This window comes from Blautia sp. HA3515 (assembly GCF_059933065.1).
Genome location: NZ_JAYFUY010000084.1, coordinates 1 through 4,652, shown reverse-complemented (window position 1 = coordinate 4,652; position 4,652 = coordinate 1). Strand labels below are relative to the sequence as shown.

At 36.1% G+C, this 4,652-nt stretch carries 6 protein-coding genes and 1 pseudogene; all 7 read right to left on the bottom strand.

Annotated features, from left to right (window positions below):
• Positions 1-301 (bottom strand): zinc-ribbon domain-containing protein (locus tag R1Y93_RS07595; RefSeq protein ID WP_500822320.1); only part of this gene is annotated, 301 nt, incomplete at its 3' end.
• Between the two features lie 296 nt (positions 302-597).
• Positions 598-1,263, bottom strand: a complete 666-nt coding sequence (locus tag R1Y93_RS07590) for a MerR family transcriptional regulator (protein ID WP_500822319.1) — start codon at positions 1,261-1,263, stop codon at positions 598-600.
• A 321-nt stretch (positions 1,264-1,584) separates the two neighbouring features.
• Positions 1,585-2,082, bottom strand: a pseudogene (gene metG, locus R1Y93_RS07585) (methionine--tRNA ligase subunit beta); the annotation flags it as partial.
• Positions 2,083-2,288: 206 nt separating this feature from the next.
• Positions 2,289-2,729 carry a DUF4869 domain-containing protein gene (locus tag R1Y93_RS07580; protein ID WP_173729203.1) on the bottom strand — a complete coding sequence of 147 codons (441 nt, stop codon included), beginning with the start codon at positions 2,727-2,729 and terminating at the stop codon, positions 2,289-2,291.
• A gap of 30 nt (positions 2,730-2,759) precedes the next feature.
• The gene (locus tag R1Y93_RS07575) at positions 2,760-3,008 is read right to left on the bottom strand and encodes a hypothetical protein (RefSeq protein WP_173729204.1); all 249 of its coding nucleotides are present in this window, start codon (positions 3,006-3,008) and stop codon (positions 2,760-2,762) included.
• Entirely contained in the window at positions 2,989-3,666 is a 678-nt protein-coding gene (locus R1Y93_RS07570) for a DUF3990 domain-containing protein (RefSeq protein WP_500822317.1), read from the bottom strand. Before R1Y93_RS07570 ends, R1Y93_RS07575 begins: the two co-directional genes overlap by 20 nt.
• A gap of 680 nt (positions 3,667-4,346) precedes the next feature.
• Complete coding sequence (locus tag R1Y93_RS07565; RefSeq protein ID WP_500822315.1) at positions 4,347-4,565, bottom strand: hypothetical protein; 219 nt, start codon at positions 4,563-4,565, stop codon at positions 4,347-4,349.
• Between the last annotated feature and the right edge of the window lie 87 nt (positions 4,566-4,652).

Genomic DNA, 4,652 nt, shown 5'->3' with positions numbered 1-4,652 from the left:
GAGAACCAATAGAAACCTCTGTCGGTTTTATCTTATTCTTTTTCGACCACTGCTTTACCAGTAATGGCTCTAATGTCGCCAAATCGTTAATACCTGCAATCACTCTCGTACCAGAACATATCGGGCATTTTTCTCCATTAGAACGAGCCTTAACACTTGTCTGCCATTCGTGACCGCAAGCACCTTTCCACCATACTTTTTTATTTGAACCGAAAGTAATGTCATCAGGTGTAAGTGGTAAATTCTTCTCCGACCACTCCGAAACAAGTTCCGTGTGTACTTCTGTTAAACTGTTGTTCATAGCCAAACCTCAACCTCCTTGTGCTTAGAGTATATGAAGTTTTAGCTTTGTCTTGTAGTTTGCGAATATCCGTATAAATAGAAAAACCCTTTGAGAAAAGGATTTCTCCTCTCTCAAAGGGCTAGTTTAACTTTTACTTAGAATTATCTTTTTTAATAATTAAGTTGTAATTGCTATCATAATACAGTCCAAGTTCTCTACACATTCTATCGTTCACATTATCTAACGCTTTCTTATATTCTGCATACGTTGGAGACAGAACCATCAAATTAGGAATGAATATATCGTTATAGCCTTTATTTTGTAAACTCTTTCTGCATTTTTCTCTGTGCAACAAATGCCGGATGGTATTTCATTATACCGTTTTTTATTTTGGCACCTTTCCATACTTTTTCTTTTAGGCTTTCGTAGTCACTTTCACTCATATCACGATAATAGGCTATCATATCATCTGCGGTTCTGGTTTCTTGTGCAATCCCACCTATCATCTTCGCACCTATTCCCATAATAAAAGGAACTTTCAATGTCGTTTCATCGCAATATTCTAGTATATTCTGTAAGGCTTGCTTTTGTTCCAGAGTCTTCAACCTTACATTAAGAAATGGTTTGAAATGGCTTTTAAAATAATCTCCCCATTCTTTTCCTGGTAGCAAAGACTCAATCGCATTTTCAACGGTTTGATAATCAAGTGCCTCATTTGCTTTGTCTGCGTCACCATCATCTATAAATTGCTTCAAAGCTTCAAGTTCTGAATCCTTTAAAACTTTTTCCTGCACTTTTTCTTGATAAATACGAAGAAGAATACTTTTGTCGCCAGTTTCCAAAAGGCTCTGTATGTCTTTAATACTAATGCCGAGTTTTCTATATACTGAAATCTTTTTTAAAGTTTCAACATCTTGTGCAGTATAGTTACGATAACCATTGTTGTCTTTGTCCACTGCACAGCAATCCTTTTTCTTCATAATACTTAACTGCACGCTTTGTCATTCCAACCTCATTTATAACTTCATTCAATAACATCGGATGCACCTCCTTATGATTTATGTTGATAGTATAAGCGTATACGCTGCGTGCAGGTCAAGAGTTTTTCGTCTTTCTTCTAAAAATGGGCAATCCCGATTTCAGGACTGCCCATTCATTCTGCTAATTATGCGATTTTTTCTTGCTTGCACCGATTTCTGCATCAATTGATGTAAGTTTGATGTAAATCGCTGTTTTTTCAGTTTTTTATCAAATGAAGTACGTCCCGTTTATTTTGTAAAACGGTACATCTTTACATCATCTTAATAGAGCTTAGCACCTGCCGGAATTCTGTCATTTACCATCAGAAGGTTCAGTCCTTCGTGACCATCTTCCTCGTGAACTGCTGAAATCAGCATACCTTCGGAATCAATTCCCATCATCTTTCTCGGTGGCAGGTTCACGATAGCGATTGCTGTCTTACCAACCAGTTCTTCCGGCTCGTAATACTCGTGAATACCGCTTAAAATCACACGGTCTTTACGTTCTCCGTCATCTAATGTAAACTTCAGAAGCTTCTTTGACTTCGGTACTGCTTCGCAATCTAAAATCTTAACTGCTCTGAAATCAGACTTACTGAATGTATCGAAATCTACCATCTCTTCAAAGATTGGTTCAATCTTCACATTGGAGAAATCAATCTTTTCAGACTCAGTTTTTACATTTTTTTCAGGTGCTTCAGAAGCTGTATTATTTACATCATTTTTCTTATTTACACCATCTAAGGACTTCATTGTCGGGAAAATCAGGATGTCCCTTAATCCATCTCTCCAATGTCTCACAAATGCCTATTTTTCGGGCTTTTTCGCATTTCGTGATTCCATGAAAATCTACGTTTTCCTACTATTTTTTGTACCGATTGGTACAAAATTGGTACAAGATTGGTACAAAGATTGTGCCAGCAAAACCAGCTGGAAGCATTCAGTTTTTACATTCTGAACTGCTTATTTTTCTATGTCTATCTTTTCTAAACGTACTCTACTGCAACATCCAAAAATTCCTGCATATTATGAACAAGCTGTCCTGTATTTACTATTTTTGCTTCAAAGTTTTCCCTTCCAAAGTCCATAATATGAAGAAGATTAATTGTCAAATCCTTATTTTCCGCAATCTGCAATATCCATTTTGAACAGCTATCTCCACATACAGAGGCGTTAAACACTCGACCATTTTCATCAAATGCCATCAGTATTAACGTTTTTACGCTCCCTGACAGTTCCTTGGGCGATATCGGTCCCAAAACAGGGCTCTCTATCAGATGAGTTCCTATTACCGTGGATTTGTCTACATCAGCAATCATTTTCACTGACAAAGGATTCGTTAGCCATTCATCTTCATACGTATTATCAAAGTATGTCGGAGGATGGTATATCGCCTCTGGCATATCCCCAAAATAAATACTTAACATTTTTCAACTCCATATCTGTCAGTAATTTTCCTACAAAGCAACAGGATCGCGTTCGGCTTCCTCATAATATCTGTCAGCTATATATTCTGCAGACTCTGCCCATAATCCATTTTCTGTTTCTTGTAGTGTCTTATACGTTTCTGACTGATAAAATTTCAGGGCGGCTTCTTCAAAACCGATATGATAATGTTGTTGCAACAATTTTAATACATCCCTAATTTGTATACATACATTCATAGTGATATCTTTTCCATTAAAACTATATATCATTTCTGGCATAAGACTCCCTCCTTACCAACTGCAAATACTGTAATGCTTTCTCTGTGTGAAATGATACCTGATTATTCACTTTATTATATCGCAGCCTTTCTACAGCTTCTGATGCCGTTAAGATATTTGCTATATACAACTGGACAGTCTCCATTGTATTATCATCTGCAACTGGTCCAATTACGACATCATAATTATGCTGCAATCCACCTTTACTTCTATTTTCTTTAATAAATTCCAGCCATTCTTCACTCAAGGTATCAAATCTTTTCACATTTAATACAGAATTTTCTTCAAATAAGTATTCATAAACGAAATACTTCTTCTTTTTTTCTCTTAATGAAAGCCTATATCCCCATTCTTTTGACTGAGATTGTAAAATAGTAGTATAAAAGCCTTTTCCAAAATCTCTTCTGTTATGGGATTTATTAAGATCTATCTTGTCAAATTCATAGCAGCTTCCATGATAAACCACCAGTTCTTTTGAACCTTCCATAACAATTTTCTCTACAAACTCCAACACTTCCTCAAAACTTACCTGATGGAGGCATTCATGCTGAATCAGCATTTTCTCAAAAACCTGGTTTTCATGAAATAACTTGACTACATCAGTTCCTGAAATATGGTATTTTCGGGCATATGCTTCCATTGCCTGAACAGATAACATTTCACAATCTGTCTGCACGCTCATTTCCTACAACTCCCATTTTTATGAAAATATTTCTGCCAATTTTTCTACACATTCATTATAAGCTCATTGTCCATAAATACGCAACGAGATTTTTTCGACAAACCAATCCCTTCTTAACAAGGAATAAAAGCAGCCACCCTATTATTTATAGAATAGCTGCTCAGTTAAAATTCCATATTCAGTTTTATTCTACAAATCTGACAGTGAAATTCGGTCGTATGCACCATTTTCTTATCTTCTGAGTGTGGCTCCAAACCGATAATTGTAATATCTTTCTGATCTGGACCGTAAACCCAGTACATTCTCATTGCGCCACTGGTTTTATTTTCCAGATATGATTGCCACACTTTCATTCCATAACGTCTGGATAATGGCTCTATTTCATGGGTTTAATTGTCAGAACATCTCTTTATATATCCCTGCTATATCCTACAAATGCCTGTTTTTCTGTACTTTTGAGATTTGTCTGGGCTATGAATCTTTATATCCCTACGATATTTTTTACAGATTGGTACAAAATTGGTACATGATTGGTACAAAAATCAGAACCTCATATTCAGTAACAATGGTTTTGCATTCACCAGCATATGTCTAGACTCTTCAGCACGTATACTGTTCTAACTCTTTCATCTATAAAGAAATATATCTTATAGTTTTTATAATAGCACTTTCCGGATTTCTCGCGCCGCTAATTCTTCATCCTCATCCAATTCATGCTGTTTAGGCATAAACTCAAGTTTGGCAATGGTGTTACGAAAACCCATTGCCAATTCTAACGCTGTTTCAGGTGCTTTTTTCTCGAACGCAATATAATCCGTATTATTCATGATATCTTCCTCTGCCATAGGAAGCATCATAACTTTATACATTTGCATTCCTGTACCTGCTTTCTAATTCTGCAAAAAACTCTTTGTAATCTCTTCCTTTTCCTTTTTCAATATCATGGTAACTGTCCATTACCA

Excerpts from the sequence above, each read along its gene's own strand:
- R1Y93_RS07575 (WP_173729204.1), bottom strand. The coding sequence starts at position 3,008 with ATGCCAGAAATGATATATAGTTTTAATGGAAAAGATATCACTATGAAT.
- R1Y93_RS07590 (WP_500822319.1), bottom strand. The coding sequence starts at position 1,263 with ATGAAGAAAAAGGATTGCTGTGCAGTGGACAAAGACAACAATGGTTAT.
- R1Y93_RS07565 (WP_500822315.1), bottom strand. The coding sequence starts at position 4,565 with ATGCAAATGTATAAAGTTATGATGCTTCCTATGGCAGAGGAAGATATC.
- R1Y93_RS07570 (WP_500822317.1), bottom strand. The coding sequence starts at position 3,666 with ATGTTATCTGTTCAGGCAATGGAAGCATATGCCCGAAAATACCATATT.
- R1Y93_RS07580 (WP_173729203.1), bottom strand. The coding sequence starts at position 2,729 with ATGTTAAGTATTTATTTTGGGGATATGCCAGAGGCGATATACCATCCT.